Genomic DNA, 24,299 nt, shown 5'->3' with positions numbered 1-24,299 from the left:
ACGGAGGCGTGAAACATGGAACGTAACGCTATGCTCGAACATGATCCGTTCATCACAGTGTTGGCGGAGAAGTTGCACATACACGGATATTATGCCTTTTATGGCGAGCATTACAATGAGACCGATATGGAGCTGTACCGCAGGCATCTGTTCACATCATTCAGCAACATCGTATGGGTAGAGCTGGATGCACGCAAAAAGTATATGATTGTCGATCATCGTGGACGCAACACGGTCATGAAACTGATTGAAGGTATGCTGAACACACGTAGAACGCTGCGAGCAAATCAGGCAATGGCAGGTACAGACACCTCTGGAGTCCAGCAGGAGATCGCACACTTATCCCGGCTTGTGCACATGCTGAAGTTCACAACATTCCGCACATAATGGGGATGAGGGGAGTAGAATCTGGAGGATGTCCCGAAAGTGGGTTACTCCTTCTAGTTACAGGGCTAATGAACGTCAGCCACGTTATTCCGGTAGAAAATGGATGAATGACATGCAAAACGAGGAAATAAAGCGTCTACGATTCGTTATATCGTCAAAACTGCGGATTTTCGTCGAATAGCAAGTGCGCAGTTCGTTAAAAAGTAAATACCGAACCATTGAAACGAATAGATCTAGATCACCAATTATAAAAGGGGTGTACCGTCATGAAGTTGGACGGCACACCCCTTTTATATACTTTTATACCTACCTACTACCCTTCATTTGTAAAGTAGGCTCAATCTTAAAATCAGTCTGCAACAAGCTGCAACGTAGTGGAGGGGACGAAATCGATTCAAACAAAAACGATGACCTGTAGGCCACCGTTTTTGTAATATCTATCTGCCCCTACTCTATGAAGTTGAGTAAATAATTTACACGTTAACGGAGTGGGGAGAAAAAAGCTGAAGAAGCGGAGCGTTCGCCTTTATCACCCGAATTTCTCCCTTTAGAAAAGGGGATCAAAGAAATCGGGGGATAACAGCGATCGGAAGCTTATTCTCCCCGCGTAGTGACCTCCGTGTAAGAGTGTTTACAAACTCTTCAAAAACTGAACAATCGTCAACAACCCTTTATCAAAGTTCTCCAGGTTGAAGTGCTCGTTCGGTGCATGCAGATTCTCATCCGGCAAACCAAAGCCCATCATAACAGCAGGGATTTCGAGTACACGTGAGAGTTTCTCAACAATCGGAATGGAGCCGCCATCTTTGGTAAAGAGGGCACGAACGCCATACACGTGCTCATACGCATCTGCCGCTTTTTGCAGAATTGGATTCGAAGGATCGGTATTGAAAGCAAAAGCTTTCTCGATCTGTTTCACATGCAGCGTTGCACCTGGTTGAACGTGAGCGCGCAGATGTGCTTCGATACGATTCAATACATGCTGTGGATCTTGATCCGCTACGAGGCGGCAGGTGATTTTGGCATGAGCTTCCTTTGGAATAACCGTTTTGCTGCCTTCGCCCTGGAAACCACCCCATACGCCGTTGAGTTCCAATGTTGGACGAGCGCCAACACGTTCCACGAACGAGTAACCTTCTTCGCCATACAATTTCTCCAGCTCGAGGTCTTGACGAAGCTGTTCTTCATTGAAGCCCTGTTTCACAAATTCTTCTCTCATCTCAGGAGACAACGGCAGTACGCCATCATAGAAACCATCTACACTTACACGGCCTTGCTCATCATGCAACGAAGCGAGCAGGGATACGAGTGCGTGCAGTGCGTTCGGTACACCGCCACCAAATGAACCGGAGTGCAAGTCGGTATTGGCTGTGTTCAGATCCACGTGAAGCGAGCAAAGGCCTCGCAGGCCAGTGGAGATTGCCGGTTTTCCTTTTTCAAGCAGGGAAGTATCCGAGATCAGTATCATGTCTGCACGCAGCTTGTCTGTATGTTCATTCAGATAGATGGGCAAGTTCGGGCTGGAGATTTCCTCTTCGCCTTCAATGCAGAACTTGATGTTAACTGGCAGTTCTTTGTTTTCGGCGAGAATGGCTTCAACTGCCTTGATATGTAGGAAAATCTGTCCTTTGTCGTCCGTTGCACCACGGGCATACAGCTTGCCATCACGAACGGTAGGTTCGAAAGGAGGCGTGTCCCACAGATTAAGGGGGTCTACAGGTTGTACATCATAGTGTCCATAGATCAGAGCTGTCGGTTTGCCGGGTGCATGCAGGTGATCTGCATAGACAATCGGATGTCCAGCCGTTTGAATGACCTCAACGTTTTCCATGCCTGCACGTGTGAGCGCATCTGCTGCCCATTGTGCTGCACGATTAATATCCTCTTTATGCTCTGAAATGGCAGAGATACTTGGAATGGACAACCATTCATTCAGTTCTGCCAGGTGTTTTTCTCTATTTTGTTCAAAATAAGTCTGTTCTTTCATTAAAAAGGCCTCCTTCATGTTTGCTATATCTCATTGTAATCCATTTTGTCATGTTAATAAAACATTGGTTAAAAAAATGATCGGTTACAGATCGTTTCATTCACCTGAGGATTGTGCGTATAATACAAGAAAAGGATTTCATCCATATATTCTCAGGGGAGTTGAGGAAGTTTCCATGACAGTCAGACCCGATGCAAGCAGGCAGGTGAGCAGCGATGGAACCGACTAGGAGCGATCGAATATTTGGCAGATTCAAGCGGTTATCCGATTTGAAGGCTGGAAGGCATAAAGGACGATTTTATCGAAACAGCCTCATGCTTATTTTACTCATTGCCAGTATTCCCGGACTAATCACAGGTATCGTCATGTATCAACAGGTTGTTGGCCGGATGGAAACCGAGTTCAATCAGATGCATCAGAACCAGATTGAGAACCGGGCACGTAATGTGGATGACCAGCTGGCTTATCTGGAGATGAACTTATCCCATTGGGCTTTTGAACCGAGGTTTGGCAATGCACTGCGAACGCTGGATTTTGTGTATTATTTTAATGAAACGCAGGAGATTGTGACTACCTTATACGTATTACAAGGTTCCCATCCGCTGATCAAGTCAGCACAACTGTATTTGCAGGAACCGAAGCCAATCTTGTTTAATCGGGATTATACCGAATTGAACGATGAAGCGAAAGTACAAGCCTATGATCGATACCTTTCCATGGGGAACCACGTGTACTGGACAGACTGGGTTTCCAGCATCAACAGTGATACCGAGCCTTCGACCAATGATAGTCCACTGCATACGGATGCAGGCAATGCACTGGTTCTAGTACATAAGATACCGGGGGAAAGCATTAATCCGTTTGGTGCACTGATCATCACGCTGGATAACGAGAAAGTCGCCAGTTTATTGAAAACGCTTACTCCTTATGGCGAAGGGTTAACGTTCCTTATGGATCAAGAAGGAAACACACTGGTTACCGGGAATCCGGGAACGGCGGGAGAGACTTCTGCTTTTGAGCAGCAGCTAAAAGAAGAAGTAGTCCTGCATGCGGGCAGCCGCTCATTCCTGTTCCGATATGAGGACCAGACCTATTCCGTCTCGTACGGCTCATTGAGTCGGATCGATTCGGACTGGACTTACGTCTCCGCTGCGCCTTTAACATCAGTCACTTCGCCGGTCAAGCTGGTATCCAAAATCATCGTCATTGCGAGTGCAGGCAGTCTCATCCTGGGATTGTTGTTATCCTGGTTTGCCTCCCGCCGCATCTATTCGCCTGTAGCACGGATGCTGCATCTGCTTACGCCTGGCAGAAGCGAAACAACACCAACGGATGCCAAGCTGGACGAGTTTGAGCTGCTGGAGCAACAGTGGAACGAACTGACCTCTCGCAGTGTCACGGCACATCGCCAATTGCAGGAGCAGCTTCCCCATCTGCGCGACAGTTTTGTCTTACAACTTGTACAGGGGCATCTATATGCCTATAACGAGCAGGATCTTCAGCAACGGATGCGTCATCTGGGATTTGAGTTGGAGGGCCAGCAGTTTTTGCTGGTACAGATGTATTTTACGGGGTACGAGCAGTTGCAAGGCAGATTTGGAAGCCAGGACACGGGATTAGTCACCTTTGCAGCAGTGAATATCACTCAGGAAGTTGCGAAAAATTATTTCAGGCAGATCAGTGTCATGAACTTTCATGACTTGTCTTCCGCTATGCTAGTGATCGCTCCTCAGGACGAACCTGTGAAGTCACAAGCGCTGTTATGGGGACAGGAACTGGTGGAAGTCATTGGACGGACGCTCAAAATGAAGGTGACCTTGATGGTCAGTCGCCCGGCAGCTTCACTTCAGGAACTGCCCGGACGATTTGTCGAGATGGAACAGGCCGTGGCTTATCGCAGTGTGGAGGAAGGAAGTCAGATTCTCGATCTGGAGGATGAGGCGTGTTTCCGCAGAAATGAAGCAGCTTCCTATCCGCTTGGGTTGGAACGCGAGTTGTTACAGGCGGTCAGGCTGGGCAAACAAGCCGAAGCGGAACGTGTGCTGGAACAATTCATGAGTGAGATTACGCGGACGGGCAGTACCGAATTCCAAGTTCAGCAAATGATGCTTCAATTGCTCGGCAGTATTCAGCACATGATGCTGCAAACGGGTGTCACACCTTATAAGCTGTTTGGTGGTTACAACATGTATGAGCAACTATCCGGTATTCGTGAACCTGTACAGATGAGGCAGTGGATGATGAATGAGGTATTCATACCTTATATTCAAGAGGTCGAGGTACGATCGCAGGAACCGCTGAAGCTGGTGGTGGAACGAACGATGTTGTACATCGATACACATTACCGCAGCGACATTTCGCTGGAAAACTGTGCTGACGAGGAGCAGATGACACCCTATGCACTGAGCAAGGCATTCAAACAGGTATCGGGCATCAACTTTATTGATTATCTGACACGTGTGAGAATGGATGCGGCGAAGCAATTGTTACGGGAGACAACGATGAAAATTAATGATGTTGCGGCGGCTGTGGGATATCAGCATAGTTATTTTAATCGGATTTTCAAGAAACAGGAGGGAGTTACCCCGAGTCAGTATCGCGATCAATGGTTCGGACAATAACCGTTTATATATTTGTCATTTCAAACCGGCATTCAGCTTTAGTGAATGTCGGTTTTTTCTTTTTTTTACCGTGATACAAAGAAGGATAAACCCGCAAAAATGTGCAATTCTACCCGCTACGTTATGTGCAATTTCTTGTGAAATTGGCGTTATAGCGGGCTTTCCGACCATCATGCCGTAGTGATGCAAAAAATGAAGGTTGCCGGAAAAAGTTCGGCTGTATAGTCTGAGTATCAGGTTAATTGATAACGCTTACATCATTGAGGGAGGGGAGACATGATGAACGGGAAGACGGACTGGAATACTAACGCCACTGCAACTGCTCAAGCGAATATGGCAACAAGACCATTAAAACAGGAGTCCAATTGGAAAAGGCAGATTAAACGAAACAAATGGTTATATGTGCTTGTGCTTCCCGGCTTTTTGTACTTTGTCATCTTTAAATACTTGCCCATGTGGGGGATCATCATTGCCTTTCAGGACTACCAGCCTTTTCTGGGCATCCGGGATAGTAACTGGGTAGGGCTAGAGAACTTTACGAACTTTTTCTCCAACCCGGACTTCTTTCGACTACTACGCAATACGCTGGTTCTTGCTCTGTATGATCTTATCTTCTTTTTCCCGGCACCGATCATTATCGCTTTATTATTAAATGAAATTCGGGTCGCTTTCTTCAAAAGAACGATTCAAACGCTGGTCTATGTACCCCATTTTGTATCCATGGTGATTATCGCGAGTATCACGTACGTGTTCCTTACTCCGCAAGGCGGGGTATTATACGATCTGATCGCCTGGATTACAGGCAAGCCCATTGATGTGCTCTCCAGTCCGGGTTCATTCCGTCCGCTCATTATTGTGCAGATGATGTGGAAGGAGATGGGATGGGGCACAATTATCTTCCTTGCAGCCCTCGCAGGTGTAGATACGGAACAATATGAAGCCTCCATTGTGGATGGTGCAGGACGGTTACGGCGGATGTGGCATATTACGCTTCCAGCCATTCGTACGACCATAGTCATTTTGCTTATTCTCAGACTGGGGAACTTCCTCGATACCGGATTTGAGCAGATCTATCTGATGACCAACTCCCTCAACCGGGATGTCGCAGATGTATTTGATACGTATGTGTACACGGTAGGGATTACGCAAGGTGCATTCAGTTACAGTACCGCTGTGGGACTATTCAAGTCTGTGGTGGGGATCATTCTGGTACTTGGCAGTAATAAACTTGCGAAAAAATTCGGCCATCCCGGAATTTATTAAGGAGGAGCGCCCATGAACAGCCGTCTATACAACAGCCCTGCCGGCAAGGTATTTGATATCTTCAATTACGTCATGCTGGGGATTCTGGGCATATTAACCGTCCTTCCGTTCCTGTATATTATAGGGAATTCTTTCGCAACGGAAGCCGAGATCACCGAACGCAGTTTTTTCCTCATTCCGAAGGTGTTTTCCTTCAGCGCGTATGAGTATATCTTTTCATCGTCCACGATCTTTCGCAGCATTGGTGTTTCCATTTTCATCACGGTGGCAGGTACATTGGTTAATCTGTTCTTCACACTAACGATGGCCTATCCACTATCCAGAAGTGACTTCTGGGGCCGTAATGTCATGATGAACATGGTGATTTTCTCGATGTTATTCGGTGGTGGGATGATTCCAACGTATCTCGTTATTCGTGGACTGGGACTGCTCGATTCTTACTGGGCCCTTATGCTTCCTGGCGCGATCAGCGCTTTTAACTTAATAGTTGTCAAAAACTTTTTTCAGCAAATGCCGCCCGGGCTGGAGGAAGCGGCCCGCATCGACGGCTGTTCGGATCTTGGGGTGCTGTGGCGAATTGTTCTGCCTTTATCCAAACCGGTCATTGCCACGTTTGCCTTGTTCTACGCCGTAGGCCACTGGAACAATTTTTTCTCGGCACTGCTGTACATTTCCGACAGTGACAAATGGCCGCTGCAAGTCATGCTGAGACAGATCGTGTTACTCTCGCAAGCCAGTGTCGGAGATATGGCAAACATGGACCCCAATTTTGTGCAGCCACCAGAGCAGTCAATCAAAATGGCGGTGATCGTTGTAGGTACCATTCCGATTTTGCTGGTGTATCCGTTTTTGCAGAAGCATTTTGCCAAAGGTGTCATGTTAGGTTCAATCAAAGGCTAAAGCCAAGGGGGAGAACGTATGGGACAAAAAACGGGATTCAAAAAAGGTGCACTGTTACTCTCTGCGTCACTGGTACTTAGTACGATCTTAGGAGCATGCTCCACGGACAAAGAAAGTTCAGGAACCGCTGCGGGTGGCACCGATCAGATTACCATTATGCTTCCGAACTTCGAAGCGGAGAATCCGCCGGAGAACAGCCCGGTCATCCAGAAGCTTGAAGAACTGACCAAGGTGGATGTGAACCTGCAGTGGGTGCCAAGCAGCTCGTATGAAGACAAATTCAACATTACACTGGCCTCGGGAAAGCTGCCTCAGATTATGGTGGTGTTAGGGAAGTCTCCAAGTTTTATTAATGCGGCACGAACCGGAGCATTCTGGGAGCTTGGTCCTTATCTGAAAGACTATCCGAATCTGAGTCAAATGAATGAAATCATTACCAACAATGCGTCAATTGATGGCAAAACCTATGGGATCTACCGGGCACGCGCCTTAGGACGTAATGGGGTCACAATCCGAAAGGATTGGCTTGAGAAGTTGGGGCTGGAAGAGCCAAAGACGATTGACGAATTTTACAATGTATTGAAAGCGTTCACGAAGGATGATCCAGACGGTAACGGCAAGGATGATACGTACGGTCTGGTTGCCAGCAAATTCACGGGCCCGTGGGATAACATGCAGGTATGGTTTGGTGCACCCAACAAGTGGGGAGATGATGGCAGTGGAGGCCTGATCCCGGCGCATGAGACACTAGAATACATGGAAGCCCTGAAATTTTTCCGTCAAATTTATAGTGAGGGTCTGGTCAACAAGGACTTTGCCGTGATGGATGCGACCAAACTGCCTGATCCATTTGTGAATGGGCAAGCCGGTGTCATGGTGGATGTAGCAGATAATGCGCAGCGGATGGATCAGAAAATACTCGATAAAGACCCAAATGCGACAGGACGTGTGGATGTGCTGCAAGCGATGGAAGGTCCAAAGGGATTGCGTGATATGCCAACGTCTGGCTACTCCGGCCTGATTGCGATCTCCAAAAGCAGTGTCAAAACGGAAGAAGACCTGAAGAAAGTACTGAGCTTTCTGGATCAGTTGAATGAACCGGAATTGCAGGCATTGTTGTACAACGGACTGGAAGGCAAGCAATACGAGAAAAAAGAAGACTACATCATACCAAGCACTGACAAGCTTGCGCTCCGCGACCTGCAAGGCTTAAATCAGATTTTGATGTTTGTGCCGGAAGACAGAACGCTTCGTGTACAACAGACACCTGTCCGTGAAAAGGTTGCACAGGTGCAGAAAGCCAACGAAGAGATTGTCATCGCCAATCCTGGCGAACCGCTGATCTCTGATGTTTACGCTCAGAAAGGACCGCAGCTGGACAATATCATCAACGATGCGCGAATCAAATTCATCGTAGGACAGATTGATGAGAAAGGATTCGAAGATGCTGTTGCCCTGTGGAAGAACAACGGCGGAGACGATTATGTAAAAGAAGTTAATGAACTGTACGCTGCACTGAAGTAGTTGGAAATTATGACTTCCTGAATATGGTTTTTGATGTATAATCAAAACAAAACATACCTATATGAACTTAAATGAACGTTATTGGTAAAGCTGGATACCATACACTCTTGAACAGGCAGGGAGGAAGGCAACATGTGGAACGGGGATGCATTTGAAAATCCCGAGGCGCAGTACAGGGTCCATCCCTTTTGGTTCTGGAACGGGAATATGGAAGAAGAGCAGATTAAGCGGCAGGTCGCTGAGATGGCCGCGCAAGGTGTAGGCGGATTCTTCATCTGTCCGCGTCAGGGACTACAGATTCCCTATCTCTCTGAAGCATGGTTCGATAAGGTGCGGGTTGCAGTGCAGGCAGCTGCCGACCATGGCATGCAGGTATGGTTATATGACGAATATCCATATCCAAGCGGGATGGCTGGCGGAGAAGTGACCCTTGATTTCCCTGAAGCGAAGCAGCGACAGCTCGTGCATCATCAGTTGGTGGTTCAGGGCGGAGAAGCTGTGGATCTGGAGTTGCCATGGGGACGAGTGTTGGTTGCCAAGGCGATTCCCAAGGACTCAGAGGGCAAACGGTTGTGGCATGAATCCATTGACTTGCGCAGTAAAATCGGCAATTTCCAGACCGATCAAGTCTATCAGGAGACAGGACTCACTTCGTATAATCGCAAGCGGTTTTTCACCTACCGAACAGCGTTCCGCTTGTTGTGGGATGTTCTCCCAGGTGATTGGGAGTTGATTATATTTCAAGAAATGGAGATCGACGATTTCAAATATTACGGCAACTTTGTTGATCCTTGCCACAAGGAAGCGATGAGTCGTTTTATTGAGCTGACACATGAGCGTTATAAGTCAGCGGTTGGGGATCAATTTGAAAGCGTGATCAAAGGCGTGTTCTCGGATGAGATTGCACCGCTGGGTCGTATCCCCTGGTCGCAACAGCTTCCCCGTTATTTCAGCGAGCGTTGTGGTTATAGTCTGATCGATTCGCTACCGGCGCTGTTATATGGTGATGTTCCGGACGCGCATCGTATTCGGTATGACTATTACCAGTCACTGCACCTGCTTCTCAGGGAGTCCTATCACAAACAGGTGCATGACTGGTGTGAAGAAGCAGGAATCCAGTACGCGGCTGAGGTGCCTGGGGTACGGATGACCACCCAGTTGTTCAGCCATATGCCAGGGGGTGATTCGGCACATGAGAAAATCGGACGGTCCTTATCATGGATTCTGGAACGGTACGGCCAAAAGATGCGTGACAACCCCAAGATGGTCAGTTCGCTTGCCCGGCAGTTGGGCCGAGGCCGCAATCTGATTGAATGTTTTCACAGTGTAGGCTGGTCCATGACGCTACAGGATGCCAAGTGGATGATTGATCGCATGGCCGCCATGGGCACCAATTTTTATAACTTTCACGCCTTTTTCTATACGATTGGTGGGCTGGCAAAGCATGATGCACCGCCATCTCAATTTTTACAGAATCCCTACTGGAAGCATTTCCGGCAGTTAGGGGATTACACCGGACGTTTGAGCTATCTCATGAGCACCGGAACAGCAGACATTCGTATCGCCGTACTTGACCCAACGACGACATTCTGGAGTCTGATGGGGAATCCGCTGCATGGATTTGAGTATAGCGGCGAGGACGAATTAGAACGGGCGCAACTGGAGCGCCTGACGAAGGACTGGATGCGGATTACTACCCATCTGCTCGAAAACAGACGGGATTATGATCACCTTGACCCCGAATTGTTGGCTGAAGCTGACTTAACGGATGGCATCATTCGGATCGGCGTTGCCCGTTATGACGTACTGATTCTGCCACCGATGCTGAATCTGGAGGCCGCGGCCTGGGAACAGGTGAAGCGATTTGTTCGGCAGGGAGGAACTGTCATCTCTGTTGGGATGCCTCCACATATTGCGATTCAGCCGGGAAGTCCAGAGGGATATGAAGCTGCCGAGTTCTTTGGCGCGGGCGAGCAGCCTCAAGAAGTGTACTGGGGCCGTAACGTGACAACAGATCATGATAACCGTGAAACCATGTGGCATCAGGGTGAGGGAAGTGCTTATTTTCTACCCGCAGGAACAGGGCAAGGAGATGACTTTTCGCTGGAGCTGATCTCTCTCCTGCTCGATCAGGTATTGCCCGAACCCATCTGCTGGATCATGGAGGAGGAAAGTGCCTCCCTGCTGATGCACACCCGTCAATTGTCGGCTGGAGAGCACATGGTTTTCTTGACCAATCAGGAGGGTCAGGACCTGATTGGTCAATTGAAGCTGGTCGCCAGACAGCTGTGGGATGGAACGGAGTTGACAGAGGGTGCTTGTATTGTGGCAGAACGACTTGATCTGGAGACAGGGCGGCTTCAGACATTGCCGTATACGAGCAGCGGCGGGGAATGTTGCATTTCACTAACACTGGCGCCTTACGAAGCGCATGCTGTACGCCTTACTTTACAAGCTGCGAAGAAAGAGGCATTAACAACGAAGTTAGATGTAGCAGACAAAATGGGTTCAACGTTCGGAGCGGATATTTCGGCAGGGGTGAATCAAGCCAGTAAGATCAGAATTCCTTCAGAAGGGCCATGGCGACTGGAAACGGTGCAGCCTAACATCTTGCGAATGGGACAATTCCATCTTCAGGCATTCAATGCTAACGGTGTAATTCTGGAAAGTCAGCATGTAGCTGTAAAACCATTTATTGATCAGGCGGCAGAATTATCTGAGCAGCAGCATCTGCCAGTCCAGTTTAATCAGGTATTTGGCACACCGAAAAAGGCATCCGTTGCTTACCCGATCGAGTGCCGTTATACGACCACATTTGAGCTGAGAACGGCATTGCCTGCATGCCTTTTATTCATGGACAGAGCGGCGATCTCAGGCACTTGGTCGATGGAGATTAATGGGCAACCTCTTGGGAAAGAACAATTCGATCCAATTGAAATAACCGACCACAATAACATCGGTTGTGATATCACAGAGCTGCTGCACAGCGGTCTCAACGAAATGACGGTGATTGTGCAGGTAACGAAAGATGAGGATGGCATCGTGGATCCCTTGTATCTACAGGGAAGATTCGGCGTGGAGTTTCATCATGAAGGCATAGCTTCGCTCGTGCGGGAGTCGGACACGGCCCTTCGTATCGGACCTGAACCGCAGCCACGGTATCCCCATTTTGCCGGGGAAATGAGTTATACACGCACGTTCTGGCTGGATGAGCCAGGGGAAGATATTACCTCGTTAGAACTGGAATTTAGCGATTGGCGTGTGCAGGATGTGGCGGAAGTGCGGGTGAACGGACATAGCCTGGGTGTGAGATGCTGGTCTCCGTATCTCTGGAAGGGAGAGGCCTCCTGGTTGCGTCCGGGAGATAACGACATTGAAGTGCGTATTACCAACACATTGATCGGCCTGCTGGAAGGTACGTATTTTGATTCAGAACATCATCAATTACAAGATGCAGGTCATGTACCTGTTGAAGAATTCGGATAAAGGAGTGGAAGCAGGGGATGGGACGTCGTATTCAGTTTGACCGCTATCCAGGTGGTGTGATGAAAGCGTTAACGCTCAGTTATGACGATGGAGTGGTGCATGATCGCAGACTGGTGGAAATCTGTAATCGGTATGGCCTGCGGGGAACCTTTAATCTGAACTCCGGTACCCTGGGTACTCCAGGCCGCATTGAGGCTGGGGAAGTCGCTGAACTTTATACGGGACATGAAGTAGCCGTTCACACGGTTACTCACCCTACGCTGCCTTATGTTCCGAATGAACTATTGACCGAAGAGATTATCGAAGACCGAAAAGCATTGGAGCAGCTCGTCTGTTATCCGGTACGAGGCATGGCTTATCCCAACGGAGGGTACGACCGTGCGTTAAGTACAAAGCTGGAGTGGCTTGGCATTGATTATGCCCGTACCGTTGAATCACATGGCAGATACATGTTGCCAGATCGGTCGCTTGAATGGCATCCGACGTGTCATCATAACCATGATCTGGCGGGGCATGCCAAACGTTTTATCCAACATTCCAAAACAGGTACACCACTATTACTCTACGTCTGGGGTCACAGTTATGAGTTCAATGACAACGACAACTGGGAGATCATCGAACAGTTTGGTGAGCAGATTGGCGGCAGGGACGATATCTGGTATGCCACGAACATCGAAGTGATTGCCTATTGGAAAGCGGTGCAACGATTGGAGTGTTCAGCAGATCGCTCCATCATCCATAATCCGTCTGCCATCCCGGTTTGGTTCACCGCAGATCAGCAGGTTGTTGAAGTGCACGGTGGAGAAACATTGCGGCTAAGCGAACGAATCAAGGTATAAGGAAGGGGCTGACGATCATTCGTTATTTTCATGAGAACGAGGCGATTGCAGGCAAGGTGTACGATTCAATTCCGGATATATTGACAACGGTGGCTCAGCGTTATATTGGCGATCATCCGAAACATTCATTTTTTTTCAGAGCCTATCATCAGGGAGGTTTTCGCAGGCTAGGGGACTATCGTTACAACCTGAATCTGAATGAGAAATGCGTGGAGGCGCGTGCAGGTCAATACGTGTATGTATGGGGCAAGTTATGGAGCGAGCAGAATACAACGTTAAATACGGGCCTGAACTGTTATAGTCCGGTGACGATTTACGTGAACGGTGAAGAGGTGTTCAAGTCCGAGTTGTTGCAGGAGTTATTTCCCGAGCGAAGAACCCAGATTCCGATTTCCGTGAACTATGGCTGGAATGATGTATTGCTGTGTTTTGTCAAAACAGAAGTAGGATTCGGCGGTATCTACGGAACAGCCTCGTTTAAAAATTTCCCGCTGCACTTCCTCACTCCTGGGGCAGATCGTAAGGGTCAGGAAGGCTGGTTATATTCGGAACCCGTCGATGAACCTGTAGTATCTCTTCCTCGTGACGGCATGACGGAAGAAGAAACGGGCCTTTCCTGGTATCCGCGCAGGGGCTGGACAGATGAGGAACAGAGCATGGGTTCTTTTGCCCGCATCTTTGGTACAGAAAAGCCCGCTGTTGCCTACGCATGGTCCAGATTGGATGTAACTTTGCCAGGAACATCACCAGTTATTTTAAAAGGTCGTCATGATGGAGCTTTGACCCTGTATGTGGATGGCACGGAAGTATACTCTGCTGGAAGCAGCGGTAATTTCCGCGTTGAAATTCCTCGCCGTTACGGTACATCCGATCTGGTGGCGAAAGGTGAAATTCAGGCAGTCGGCGGCTCATGGGGATTCACGTTGGAATATGCCGAGCGTTCGGGTTCCACAGGCTGGAGACTGAAATCGCCTCATCCGGTTGCGGGATGCTCTGACCCTTGGCTGTACACGGGTGTGTTTGCTCCCGGTGCTGAACCATCCCGCACCGACATCGTGCGAACCGATACCGTATTTGATGATGGCGCACAAGGTGTGTATTGGCGGGTAGATCTTCCCGACACCCATGTCCGTCCTTACCTGGAGAATACACATTACGGAAAGTGGAATTATCCGCTTGGCGTTACCCTGCTTGGACTGCTACAGACGGGACAGGAATTGGGACGGGATGATTACATTCAGTATGTGCTCCAACATATTGAACTGAGCACTTCATTTGACCGTTATGGTCTGTGGGATCGGGAAGGGTACGGTGCGGCAGGGATTAATAATCAACTGTCTGCCATCGACAGTCTGGATGATTGCGGTTCGTTTGGGTCTACGCTGCTTGCTGCGATGGAGTTGGGCGATATTCGTGGGGGAAGAGATACCGCGGATCGGATTGCGGGCTACATTACGGATGAGCAGGAACGTCTCGAGGATGGTGCCTTTTACCGGGTTCGCGGCAGTGGAGAGATGCGTCAGGAGACGATGTGGTGTGATGACTTGTACATGAGTACACCTTTTCTGATGCGTTATGGTCAGTTGACAGGAGATGTGACGTATTGGGATGATGCGGTTAATCAGTTCCTGATGTTCCGTAAATACCTCTACCTTCCCGAACAACAGATCATGTCCCATGTGTATGATTTTGTGCGTGGTCGGGCGACAGGTATTCCATGGGGACGAGGGAACGGCTGGGTGCTATTTTCATTAACCGAATTGTTATCCATCCTGCCACATGATCATGTGAAACGGTCGGAACTATTACAGTTCTATCGTGATTTAAGTGAAGGTTATTTGGCGCTGCAAGGGGAAAATGGGCTTTGGCATCAGGTGCTGAACCGCCCGGATTCGTATGAAGAAACCTCCTGCACGTCCATGTTCATCTACGCATATGCCCGTGGTATTCGGGAAGGCTGGCTGGAACAGCCAGAGCCCTATCTGGAGGCAGTGCGCAAAGGATGGGAAGGCATGACACGTTTGTCGATTGACTATAAAGGCAATATATACGGGGTATGCCGCGGTTCCGGATACTCGTTTACCGCCTTGTATTATCGCGATGATCTGGGATGGAATCTGAACGATACCCATGGGATCGGCATTGTGCTCTTGGCAGGCATTGAAGCGCATAAAATGAACCAGCAGCTCCGTGAGGTGCATATCGATTCTTCGGTTACAGCCGCGCAGCGCTGAGGTTTGACGCAACGGAACGAATGTATGTGGATAGCCTTCTATAGGTAGATTACCAGCTAAAGAAAGCGGCAAAGCCCCCGGGCTTGCCGCTTTTAGTTTGTTTCCAATTTCGAATCCGATCTGCATGATAGCAATGATAAATACACTTACCTTCACCCAATAATATGAATAACTCCGTTTTTAGAACGTATTAAAATAATTCCAGCTGCTCCGGTCCTTCTTCCTTCTCCGGTTCAGAACGGTCAGGGAAAGGTTTCACCGGCTGATCCAACAGGTCCATCATCATCTGGGCATTCGCCGCTGCATCTCCACCGGAGTTGTTATTGAAAATAACATAGACATCCTTGCTCTGCTCCTGCAATTGCTCCAGATATCCTTTCCATTCCAACAATTCTTCCTTGTTGTAACGGTATAAATAACGGGTCTCGCGCCAATTAGGCGCACCATTCTGATGCCACCCGGACACATTGCGTCCGTGCATGCGAACCAGCGTCATCTCCGAATCCGTGGCCTGTGGCACGATGGGGATAGAACCTAGACCTGCCTGAGGTTCGTCACAGACACTGTGAATCCAGCCTTGCTCTTTCAGGAACGCAAGCGTGCGCTCTCGCATGCCACCTTCATACCAGCTGCGATGACGGAATTCGAGGGCACACGGAATACCCTCCATTCGAAGTTTCACTTCACGAAGTTCTTTCACGTTGTCTTTATTGCACTCAAACCAAGGTGGATATTGAAACAAGGCTGCCTGCATCTTGCCGGCTTCAATGACCGGTTCCAGTGATTCCCGAAAAGCCTTATACATCTCCGACGTGCTGGTGAAGTAGGGTTTGCCTCGCAGATGTCCGGTCATTCCCTGATAGGCTTTGATGATAAAAGCAAAGGATTCGGGTGTCTCGGCAGCCCATCGTGCCATTCGATCCCGCGGCTGAACGGCGTAGAAGGAACTATCCACCTCCACGGTGGAGAAGTATTGTCCGTATAGACTGAGCTTGTCTTTGGCTTTGGTACGGTTTGGGTAGAGATCTTCCTGATCCCCCCATCCGGTAAGTCCGATGCGAATCATAAGAACACCTCCTGTTGCTTTTTGAACAACCTCTTATAATTAACCGATTCGCAGGGGTATGCGTATGCTTAACATTATATCGTTTGCATTTTGCCTCTTCAATGTTGGAAACTTACTGGGATTTTTTGAGTTTGCAGAATAAAGACGTTACAATACATTAAAGCTAGGGGAAATGATCAGGCCTGTACAAAGTGCACTACAGATAGAGAGCCAGTGACCAAGTGGAGGGCGAGAATGGATGACGGAATGGTATGAAAAGAGTTTTGGAGAAGATTATCTTCTCGTATATAAGCACCGGGATGTGCAGGGTGCCCATCAGGAAGTACATAAAATGATCAATTGGTTGAAGCTTGAGCCCAATGCTGAAGTACTGGATCTATGCTGCGGTATGGGACGGCACTCCATGGCACTTGCTGACGCAGGTTTACGAGTGACCGGAGTTGATCTGTCCGATGTGCTTTTGCGCGAAGCACGCCTAATGGACACTGAACACCGAGTATCTTGGTGTCACGCAGACATGCGTGAACTCCCGCTGAAAGGCGGCTTTGACGCTGTAGTCAATCTGTTCACATCGTTTGGTTATTTCCTGGAGGACGGAGAACAACTGAAAGTATTACGTGCCATTCATCGCATGCTTCGCCCAGGTGGCAGCTATATTATTGATTTTATGAATACAGCTTTGATGTCCATGACAGAGGACATACACCGCGTCAAAACTAACATGTCGTTTCCCTTGCGATGGGTCAAGTTATGTGTTGTCTGAACCGAATGGAACGATTACCAATATAGATCCGGGACCACGTAATAGAAGAGAGCAGATGATTTTGTCATCTGCTCTTTTCATCCAGTGTCCATTAAAGCGTGTTATTGTACATTACAGCTATTAGAATTTTCTCCACTTAAACTCTTTCTTAACTTCTTCCACTTCATCAGGATAGGTGTCTTTCAATGATCCGATCGAGCTTCTCAGCGTATTAGCCACGTTCTTATTCTTCTTAAGAATATCAAGTGAAAGAATGGATCTCTGATCTTTCAGAAGTAAGAGAGTGTCTAAAGTTTCTTTTTTAGGAATATCAAGATCATCTCTGGTGCGTGCAGCTTTTAATAAAGCAAACATAGTCCATTTGTCCATTTCTTTTATGATTTTTAAAATGGATTTTTGGAACCAACTATTAAGTTTTTGTTCATCAACTTTTTGGATAGTTGTCATTACTATTTTCTGAGAGATATTATCTTTAAAATTCCAGGTGCCGAGTTCGTCTATATATTTCAAACTTGGTTTTATTTCAATCATGTTTGCTAGTTCGATGCCAAACTCATTTCGACTATCAATAGAATCATATTTTTCCAGATAGGTCTTTCTTTCTTCGGGATTAAAGAAATCCCATCTACGGATAGCAATATCTCGATGATATTCACTTTCTGAATTATGATGTGTAATGAAGAAATCAATATACGTCTCATTATCAAGTTCTAATTTTTTGCCTAATGTAATTAGTAATGAATCCATTGTATCAGGATCAAGATGATCTATAAGTTTTTCTTGAATAGCCTTTTCTAAGAAGGATTTCCAATCAATTTGTTCACTATTTAATAATCGATTTAGAATTAGATTGATGTAAATGGTGTGATTGTTTCGGTAGTTAGTATAAGCAACTCCTAAAAATCCATTTCGTACCTTCAATAAATCAAAGATTGAGAGTACGGTCCAATCAGCAAGGTCATCATTGATTTTTAGAAACGATACAAGCAGATCAGCCCTATCCTCTGCTACGATCGGCGGCCATTGAAGCCAAATAGTTGTTGCATCTGGAGGGAAAAATTCTGCAATTAATGATTGGAGTTTTTCTGCCCATAAAGAGTCAGTAACTAGCAGATCTATTATAGTATTTGCTGTGGTTCTTCTATGATTATTTGAAGCATCGGTTAGTTCGGCTTTGATTATAGTAACAATACTATCAAGTCTCTTCTTGATAACTGCGGAACGTCTCGATATAATTTCTGTCCCCAATTTCAATATTTTCTCTTCTAATGCAAATGAAAAAATATCACATGCAAAACTTGCAATCCCGGGGGCATCCGACCATTTATCCATTAAACTAAATGTTTTTTCTTCATCTTCTTTCCACCATGAGGAGAAAATGTTACGAACACGGCTTGAAATAGCTTTGTATTCGAGTTCATCAAATTGACTTGCAAGATAATTAAGATCTTCCTCAGTAAATCCAGAAAAATTTATTGAGTCCATCAGATCTAATATTGAATTCATGTCTGCTTGCTTAGAATCAGATACCTCATATAACTCACACCATAAAGTACCAACGCCCTCTAAGTAGGTAGGATTCTTAAAATTAAATGCAGCAAGCAGTTCATTTATAATAGATGTTGTCAAAAGTCCCTCAGTTTTTTGCGCCCATATAGGAAGCAAAGTAGCCAATGGAATATCCGGTAGGTCGTCGGATGTAACTGCATTTAAAATAGTATTGATCCAATCAAATGTTTGATTCCTTAAGATTGAATTATTATGGCTAATACTAGGTAGTTTATTGACAGCAATATGGGATTTATTTTCACTCTTTAACGTAGATATAATGCCTTGGCCAATTTTAGATAAGCCTAGGTTGGTTACATAGTTTGGATGTTCAACCCATAAATTGAATATTAATTCATGGTTAACTTCATCAGAAATCGCTTGGCCATAAGTTTTCCACACGAAATCTCCACATTGTAATTTCTCAAGACCTAAGCAAATGTCTAAAGTAGCAAGCTCAAAAAAATCATCTGTGTGTGTTATATTCTCAACTATAATTTTTTCCCAACGGTTTAGATCTATTTCTTTTATGAATTTTAAGGCTTCTTGATCTGCAAAAAGGACTTTTAAGACATTGCCAGCAAAGATGTTACTTGTAGTATCGATGTCTTCTAATGTTGAAGACAAGACAATTTGCATATCCTCGAATGAAAGTTTATAAAATTCCTCATGAAACTCATCATCTTGTCCATTCAGAAGATATTCTTTCGTATTTTCAAGTTCAGGTCTTCCTGTTAAAGGATTGAGTAACTGATTGTTGAAATAAATGAAAGGACGAGGATCAGCGGGCATATTACCTTTAACTCGGGAAAGAAATGCCTCGAGATCATGAGTTGATTCTTCAGAATTTTCGTTTTCTTCAAGGGGTGGTTCATCTTGATAATAGATTTTTCTGATTTGATCTTTTATAGGTTTTTGAATTATAAATGGATTTTGACTAACTGCATGATAATAGTTTGGGAAATCGGTCTTCAAAACAGTGAAAATGGCAATATGATTAGAATGTTTACTAAGAAATTCTACGCCAGCTTCAGCATCACGTTTAAGTGCTAAGTACCAGTCAAAAGCATAGGCATTTAAGATCTTCTTTACTTGTCTTGGAGTTCGGACTCCAGTGTGAATTAGTATCCCTAATAGCCTGTCCACAGGTATGTTTTCATCTAGCGTCCACTTCACCTGTTGTTCCGAAAGTATGTTTTTTGCATATGTTCTCATATTGACTTTTTCTACATGTGGTAGATGGAGTTGTAAATCAAATGTTTTATTTAAGAATTCACTTACAGAAAGATTAGACATCTTTTTTTCATTGAATGCGGAAGATATCCCTTCTAACAAGACCTCTTCATCACAGGGAACAATAAAAGCACATTGATTTGAACGTAAGAAGGTTTTAATGGTATTTAAAGCAGCAACGAGTTGCTTTGGAGGAAGCCTATCTAAATCATCAAAAACCAGAATTAATTTCTTACCTTTATTGGCTTTAAGATATTCACTGACCGCACTTTCAAAGCGATGCTCAAATTGATCTCCATGCAGGAGAGCTAGTTCTTTTTGTTGCGTTTGATAAGTAAGTTCTAACCCATTTTTGTTTAGAAGGTTATTCGCAATTAAAATGGCCAATAAGGAAGTTGTGCTTGTAAATGAAAGTGCCCAAGGGTCTTTGAAATTGAACAACCATTCGTACAGAACAGTTGCAATAATGAGTGTTATTACATATAGAAGTATAATTATTCCATGCTTTTTCCATAACTCTTTCTGAAATATTGACCATACTCCAGATGTTTTTTTTATTTGTTGTATAGTAGTTTCGTGACTTATTCCTTCTTTTTTTTCCACTTTCAATTCTGCTTCTACTTCTCTTACAATCTTTCTATGTAAAGAAGGAGCATCATCTGCAAATTTCCACACATTGATAAACTTCAATAAGTATTTGCGTTCGCTTTTTCTCTCGGCATTTACCTTGGTTTCAAGCAGCCGTAAGACTGAGGTTTTACCTGTTCCCCATGAACCCATTAAACCAATGTGTAAGGGGAGTTGCCCTTCTTCTAATAGTTCGTAAATGATATCGGCCATCTGACCATACTGGAACTTATCTTCTTTTCTATTGGTGACTGGTGAATCTTGTAAATATAGAGGTGTTTTATTTACTATTTTCTTCCGTCCGACAGGATTCTGAAAAGGAAAGCTTTTAATTATATTTTTTATAGTATTTTTCCTCATTTTTATGTGCCCTCTTTTTTTGATGGTGTTAATCCTCAATATTACCATTATATTCTTTAGGTTTGCCGATATCATTATTTAATTTTGCTAAATGGAAGTTAGCTGCAAGATAGAATGAAATATTTAGGATTAGACTATACTCATGCACTTTTTTTTATTTATTCGACTAGAAAATCAAGAGAAATTATAATTATTGTACATCTGATTTTATGTAGATACATTTCATTGTCTGGATGAAGATAATGAAATAAACTTCTTTGATACAATTAATACTAAAGCTAAAGGCATTGGAACCTATTAAAGCAGTATTTGCGACGTGAAAAGACGATTATAGTTGGATGGCTACTGAACTAATACACGTCCCGAAAGCTCTTTCCATAATATTGGGAGTATCATTGGTAAACGTACTCGAGGAAGGCATGTTACTCTCCAGAATCTGTATATAACACTTCTTCAAAGAGCAAAAATTTTTAGGTATGACCAACTAAGATCAAAGATTTTTTGCTAATGAATGGATTAACTATGGTGATTACCGTATAACGCATGAATTATGACTTGTTGCAGAAGTATGTGAACAGACTTACTTCTTTAAATTGGCTTCAGAAGAATCTTTACCGTATAAAAGGTGTGAGTGGATCAAAATTTTAGCAATTGTTTTAATTGGCCTGATGCTAGCTTCTTCTTAGTTGATTGTAATTAATTCAAATAAATAAGAAACCAAATTCTTGTATTTAGTAAAGACAAGAACTTGGTTCCAGTGATCTACTGAATTTATTTTCCGGTTTTCCGCTTCAAGCAATTATTAAAATTTCTTCTTGTTTAAGTAGGAGGCTATATTATCAAAATCTCCATAAATACTTTTGAGATTAATTCCGATGAAGTCTAATTCTTCAAGTATATATTCCTGATCTTTTATTATAAAAGTTTCATCAGGAATATATTTTTGTTTAATAATTTCATTCGGTATATTTTCATGTGTAGTCGAAAAAGATTGGAAGAGTTGCGATAAGAAAACACCATCCTGATTACGTATTCTATCAAACTTATAAGGTGTTTTATATAATAAGTATGGCATATTGGGGAACGCGGGTTCACTCTTTAGGCCATAAAAGGAGCTTGAGTACACTCCTTTAAAGTATTCCGTAAGTAGGATTAAATACAAAATTGATAATATAGACATGCTCGTATATTGTATACCTAGTTTTGATTCATATTTTCTTAATAATTCTTCAAGTTCTGTGGAAAGGTTATCTGCTATTCCATAAATACCATACTGACTTGTTACTAGATATTGCAGATCCTTATCAATTTGGATATCTGGTATCACTCTTAAATATAGATCAATAATGTTTATTAAGTAAGGTTCAATACTGTTTTCCCAAAAAAAATCAGAAAAATATTTTAATAATGTATTGATTATTGAACTATCATTTCTTAGAAATAAGTCCACAATATTATATGAATGAGAGGGAGCCATCATATGTTTGTTGATTAAACTCGAAATATCAATAGTTAAATCTTTATCAAATAAATATACATAACCAGTATTATTAGTATTCTCAGTACCAATGTTAAACGAACAAGCAAAATATAGAGCAATCAGAGGAGACGTTGTTAGATCAATTAAATTTGTTGATAAACCATGATGTTGACTGAAAGCCAAAAAATTCTTACGTTCAAACTCTCCTATATCTGAAGCAATTTCTGAATAATAGTCATTCACCAAATCTTCGTAAAAATTGAATTTTTCACTTCTTAAAAGTTGCATATTGTCTTTTCTCAGCAAAGAGGAAGCAATTAAAGGGTATTTGTTATTTTCTCCACGGAAATAATATTGATTGTTCCTTAATTCTTTAACAGCAGTAATATATTCATTTAAAGTGTAGATCTCGTTCAAGAAAATTCTCCTTATTTTATGATTTATTATATTAATCGTCTTTTATATGTCATTATTTAAGCCTAGGCTAGATTTTATTTTTTGTCCTTATTTATGTACACGTTCAGAATCATAAAGCTATTTAAGTACGGGTTTATAATTATGTACAACCAAAGTAATGATCATTTCTGTAGAAACAATAAAGAAAAAAATGAAATTTATATTTATGTACGAATTGTTTTATATAAATACTGGCGGATATTGAAACAAGGCTGCCTGCATCTTGCCGGCTTCAATGACCGGTTCCAGTGATTCCCGAAAAGCCTTATACATCTCCGACGTGCTGGTGAAGTATGGTTTGCCTCGCAGATGTCCGGTCATTCCCTGATAGGCTTTGATGATAAAAGCAAAGGATTCGGGCGTCTCGGCAGCCCACCGTGCCATTCGATCCCGCGGCTGAACGGCGTAGAAAGAACTATCCACCTCCACGGTGGAGAAGTACTGTCCGTATAGACTGAGTTTGTCTTTGGCTTTGGTACGGTTTGGATAGAGATCTTCCTGATCCCCCCATCCGGTAAGTCCGATGCGAATCATAAGAACACCTCCTGTTGCTTTTTGAACAACCTCTTATAATTAACCGATTCGCAGGGGTATGCGTATGCTTAACATTATATCGTTTGCATTTTGCCTCTTCAATGTTGGAAACTTACTGGAATTTTTTGAGTTTGCAGAATAAAGACGTTACAATACATTAAAGCTAGGGAAATGATCAGGCCTGTACAAAGCGTACTATAGATAGAGAGCCAGTGACCAAGTGGAGGGCGAGAATGGATGACGGAATGGTATGAAAAGAGTTTTGGAGAAGATTATCTGCTCGTATACAAGCACCGGGATGTGCAGGGTGCCTATCAGGAAGTACATAAAATGATCAAATGGTTGAAGCTTGAGCCTAACTCTGAAGTATTGGATCTATGCTGCGGTATGGGAAGGCACTCATTGGCACTTGCTGATGCGGGATTAAGAGTGACCGGGGTCGATCTGTCTGATGTGCTTTTGCGCGAAGCCCGACTAATGGATGACGAACACCGGGTAACGTGGTGTCATGCAGACATGCGTGAACTCCCCCTGAAAGGTGGCTTTGATGCCGTAGTTAATCTGTTCACATCGTTTGGTTATTTCCTGGAGGACGGAGAACAACTGAAAGTATTACGTGCCATTCATCGGATGCTTCGCCCCGGTGGCAGCTATATTATTGATTTTATGAATACGGCTTATGTGACTCGTCATCTGGTACCGCACTCCGTCCGAGAGGATGAAGGACAGCGTATTGAGGAGTTCCGCAAGATTGAGGATGGATTTGTGCAAAAGGAAATTCGTATTACGGATACTGCATCCGGACATGAACCGCGGGTATATCAGGAACGTGTGAAGTTGTATACAAAGGATCAATTGAGTGAGCTGTTAAGTAAAGCTGAACTTCACGTAGATCAGGTACATGGCGGCTATGACGAAGAGAAATATGACGAGCAGACTTCTCCGCGTATGATTTTTGTTGGTCATCGTCCTGTGGAGTGAACAGAGACAG

The 24,299-nt window shown here is 44.6% G+C and carries 13 protein-coding genes and 2 pseudogenes; 10 read left to right on the top strand and 5 right to left on the bottom strand.

Annotated features, from left to right (window positions below):
- Nucleotides 1–15 precede the first annotated feature (15 nt).
- Nucleotides 16–387, top strand: a complete 372-nt coding sequence (locus AC6CIF_RS20880; RefSeq protein WP_307416297.1) for a hypothetical protein — start codon at nucleotides 16–18, stop codon at nucleotides 385–387.
- A 631-nt stretch (nucleotides 388–1,018) separates the two neighbouring features.
- Here AC6CIF_RS20880 and AC6CIF_RS20875 read toward each other — a convergent pair.
- On the bottom strand, nucleotides 1,019–2,374 hold the full coding sequence (locus AC6CIF_RS20875; protein ID WP_498201403.1) for a dipeptidase: 1,356 nt from the start codon (nucleotides 2,372–2,374) through the stop codon (nucleotides 1,019–1,021).
- Between the two features lie 215 nt (nucleotides 2,375–2,589).
- Between AC6CIF_RS20875 and AC6CIF_RS20870 the strand changes: the two genes are divergently transcribed.
- From AC6CIF_RS20870 to AC6CIF_RS20840, 7 genes are all read left to right on the top strand, one after another.
- Entirely contained in the window at nucleotides 2,590–4,995 is a 2,406-nt protein-coding gene (locus AC6CIF_RS20870; protein ID WP_498201402.1) for an AraC family transcriptional regulator, read from the top strand.
- 333 nt (nucleotides 4,996–5,328) lie between these two features.
- Nucleotides 5,329–6,258, top strand: a complete 930-nt coding sequence (locus AC6CIF_RS20865) for an ABC transporter permease (RefSeq protein ID WP_498201473.1) — start codon at nucleotides 5,329–5,331, stop codon at nucleotides 6,256–6,258.
- Nucleotides 6,259–6,270: 12 nt separating this feature from the next.
- Nucleotides 6,271–7,158, top strand: a complete 888-nt coding sequence (locus AC6CIF_RS20860; protein ID WP_017692544.1) for a carbohydrate ABC transporter permease — start codon at nucleotides 6,271–6,273, stop codon at nucleotides 7,156–7,158.
- A gap of 18 nt (nucleotides 7,159–7,176) precedes the next feature.
- A complete protein-coding gene (locus AC6CIF_RS20855; protein WP_498201401.1) occupies nucleotides 7,177–8,682 on the top strand; it encodes an extracellular solute-binding protein in 1,506 nt (501 codons plus the stop codon).
- A gap of 132 nt (nucleotides 8,683–8,814) precedes the next feature.
- Nucleotides 8,815–12,168 (top strand): glycosyl hydrolase, encoded by a 3,354-nt coding sequence (locus AC6CIF_RS20850; RefSeq protein WP_498201400.1) that lies wholly within the window; start codon nucleotides 8,815–8,817, stop codon nucleotides 12,166–12,168.
- Between the two features lie 17 nt (nucleotides 12,169–12,185).
- Nucleotides 12,186–13,007: a polysaccharide deacetylase family protein gene (locus AC6CIF_RS20845; RefSeq protein ID WP_498201399.1), complete on the top strand. Its 822-nt coding sequence runs from the start codon at nucleotides 12,186–12,188 to the stop codon at nucleotides 13,005–13,007.
- A gap of 56 nt (nucleotides 13,008–13,063) precedes the next feature.
- The gene (locus AC6CIF_RS20840) at nucleotides 13,064–15,241 is read left to right on the top strand and encodes a glycoside hydrolase family 88/105 protein (RefSeq protein ID WP_498201398.1); all 2,178 of its coding nucleotides are present in this window, start codon (nucleotides 13,064–13,066) and stop codon (nucleotides 15,239–15,241) included.
- Nucleotides 15,242–15,431: 190 nt separating this feature from the next.
- On the opposite strand, the gene AC6CIF_RS20835 is transcribed toward AC6CIF_RS20840, so the two are convergent.
- Complete coding sequence (locus tag AC6CIF_RS20835) at nucleotides 15,432–16,307, bottom strand: DUF72 domain-containing protein (RefSeq protein WP_498201397.1); 876 nt, start codon at nucleotides 16,305–16,307, stop codon at nucleotides 15,432–15,434.
- Between the two features lie 238 nt (nucleotides 16,308–16,545).
- Between AC6CIF_RS20835 and AC6CIF_RS20830 the strand changes: the two are divergent.
- Nucleotides 16,546–16,995: pseudogene (locus tag AC6CIF_RS20830) on the top strand (class I SAM-dependent methyltransferase); the annotation flags it as partial.
- 195 nt (nucleotides 16,996–17,190) lie between these two features.
- Here AC6CIF_RS20830 and AC6CIF_RS20825 read toward each other — a convergent pair.
- The 3 genes and pseudogenes from AC6CIF_RS20825 to AC6CIF_RS20815 all read right to left on the bottom strand — a co-directional run.
- Nucleotides 17,191–20,838 (bottom strand): P-loop NTPase fold protein, encoded by a 3,648-nt coding sequence (locus tag AC6CIF_RS20825; RefSeq protein ID WP_498201396.1) that lies wholly within the window; start codon nucleotides 20,836–20,838, stop codon nucleotides 17,191–17,193.
- An 802-nt stretch (nucleotides 20,839–21,640) separates the two neighbouring features.
- Nucleotides 21,641–22,735 carry an FRG domain-containing protein gene (locus tag AC6CIF_RS20820; RefSeq protein ID WP_498201395.1) on the bottom strand — a complete coding sequence of 365 codons (1,095 nt, stop codon included), beginning with the start codon at nucleotides 22,733–22,735 and terminating at the stop codon, nucleotides 21,641–21,643.
- A gap of 225 nt (nucleotides 22,736–22,960) precedes the next feature.
- Nucleotides 22,961–23,308 (bottom strand): annotated as a pseudogene (locus AC6CIF_RS20815) (DUF72 domain-containing protein); the annotation flags it as partial.
- Between the two features lie 237 nt (nucleotides 23,309–23,545).
- Here AC6CIF_RS20815 and AC6CIF_RS20810 point away from each other — a divergent pair.
- Nucleotides 23,546–24,289 carry a class I SAM-dependent methyltransferase gene (locus tag AC6CIF_RS20810; RefSeq protein WP_498201394.1) on the top strand — a complete coding sequence of 248 codons (744 nt, stop codon included), beginning with the start codon at nucleotides 23,546–23,548 and terminating at the stop codon, nucleotides 24,287–24,289.
- Nucleotides 24,290–24,299: the final 10 nt, after the last annotated feature.

The sequence above is a fragment of the Paenibacillus sp. GQ49 genome (genome assembly GCF_059759055.1).
The sequence above is the reverse complement of the archived record's forward strand: the minus strand, read 5'-3'. Positions and strand labels throughout refer to the sequence as shown.

Coding starts and splice junctions, on each gene's coding strand:
- AC6CIF_RS20880 (WP_307416297.1), top strand. CDS start 16: ATGGAACGTAACGCTATGCTCGAACATGATCCGTTCATCACAGTGTTG.
- AC6CIF_RS20875 (WP_498201403.1), bottom strand. CDS start 2,374: ATGAAAGAACAGACTTATTTTGAACAAAATAGAGAAAAACACCTGGCA.
- AC6CIF_RS20870 (WP_498201402.1), top strand. CDS start 2,590: ATGGAACCGACTAGGAGCGATCGAATATTTGGCAGATTCAAGCGGTTA.
- AC6CIF_RS20865 (WP_498201473.1), top strand. CDS start 5,329: ATGGCAACAAGACCATTAAAACAGGAGTCCAATTGGAAAAGGCAGATT.
- AC6CIF_RS20860 (WP_017692544.1), top strand. CDS start 6,271: ATGAACAGCCGTCTATACAACAGCCCTGCCGGCAAGGTATTTGATATC.
- AC6CIF_RS20855 (WP_498201401.1), top strand. CDS start 7,177: ATGGGACAAAAAACGGGATTCAAAAAAGGTGCACTGTTACTCTCTGCG.
- AC6CIF_RS20850 (WP_498201400.1), top strand. CDS start 8,815: ATGTGGAACGGGGATGCATTTGAAAATCCCGAGGCGCAGTACAGGGTC.
- AC6CIF_RS20845 (WP_498201399.1), top strand. CDS start 12,186: ATGGGACGTCGTATTCAGTTTGACCGCTATCCAGGTGGTGTGATGAAA.
- AC6CIF_RS20835 (WP_498201397.1), bottom strand. CDS start 16,307: ATGATTCGCATCGGACTTACCGGATGGGGGGATCAGGAAGATCTCTAC.
- AC6CIF_RS20825 (WP_498201396.1), bottom strand. CDS start 20,838: ATGAGGAAAAATACTATAAAAAATATAATTAAAAGCTTTCCTTTTCAG.
- AC6CIF_RS20810 (WP_498201394.1), top strand. CDS start 23,546: ATGACGGAATGGTATGAAAAGAGTTTTGGAGAAGATTATCTGCTCGTA.